At 57.5% G+C, this 1201-nt stretch carries 1 protein-coding gene; it reads right to left on the bottom strand.

The features are described from left to right. Window positions 1-4: 4 nt before the first annotated feature. Window positions 5-1117, bottom strand: coding sequence for an IS4 family transposase (locus HNP98_RS21485; protein WP_173812260.1), 1113 nt, complete (start codon window positions 1115-1117; stop codon window positions 5-7). Between the last annotated feature and the right edge of the window lie 84 nt (window positions 1118-1201).

The raw sequence follows: 1201 nt of genomic DNA, 5'->3' as shown, positions 1-1201 counted from the left end.
TACTCTACCCTACTATTTTTACAGACCTTTGACAGACCACTAGTTGTCGGAGCAGCCATTCTAATAGAGCTACGACCAGTCGGACCATTTTGTGGCCTTTATCGGTGGCTGGGCGGGTAATGTGCCGTAGGATATTCAAGCCGTTACGGGACAGACTCGTGGCGCGATAGCCGTGCTTTTTGCGGGCGATGGGCGTGCGCTGGTCGGCGGCCAGGCCCACGCTCAAACAAAAAGCATAGGCGAGCGTGACCAGTGCCAAGAGCTTACGCAGCTTGTGACGGCAGCGTAAGTGGCTGTTTTGCAAGTGAAAACCGCGTCCTTTCAGGTTCTGAAAACACTGCTCGATGGTCCAGCGCCGGGCATAGAGCTGCCCCAGGTCGGGCAAGCCAGCGGTGCCAAAGAGAAAGAGGAAGTCGCCCCCGGCCAGGGCTTTGACCCAGACCTGTCCCCAGACCCCATCAACTTGCTGCTGGGCAAAGCGCCGCACCTGCCCCACAGCCAGGCCCAGGTCGGCAATGGCTTGGCACTGGGCCTGGGCATCGGTTAGCAGGTGATGCCGGGGCAAGCGCATAACGAAATTTAGACCGCTGTCTTTGAGCCACTTGAACCAAGCATGGCCCACAAACTCACGGTCGCCCAGCACCAAACCAATCCGCTGACGACCTAGTACGGCCACGCAGACTCGGAGCACGGCGATGCGCTGAGCGGCATTGGAATTGCCACTCCGGTTGTCGAGCAACTCCCAGTAAAGCGGCACCTGAAACGCCCCCTGGCCCACGGTGACAAGCAGAATATTGACCTGACACTGACCGAAATCCCATTCGGTGCGGTCCAGGCACAGGCGCAGCTTGCCCTGGCTTGGTAAAAGACTGACCAGTAGCCGGGCTAGCACTAGGTAGTCCAGGTCAACCTCGCGGAAGAAATCCTGAATCCGGGTTTCGTTCGAGGCCGGCTTCACGGCATCATTCAAGTGCTGAGCCACTTCGCTGAACTGCACGTTCCGGCTCTTTATCAGCCCGATAACAAAGTGGGCGATGAACTTCTGCCGCGCCAGATTCCGCACCAGGGGTACGTGCTGTAAAACGGTCGTAATTTTGGCAATGAGGCCTTGCTTCACGGGGCGGAACGAGTTTGGCTGTGTAGGAACTCCAAAGGTCGGGCCGCCCCGTTTTTATGCCTCAAATTTTAGTAGGGTAGAGTA

It is taken from the genome of Hymenobacter caeli (assembly GCF_013294115.1).
Lineage (GTDB): Bacteria > Bacteroidota > Bacteroidia > Cytophagales > Hymenobacteraceae > Hymenobacter > Hymenobacter caeli.
This window is presented reverse-complemented; position numbering and strand designations above follow the sequence as displayed.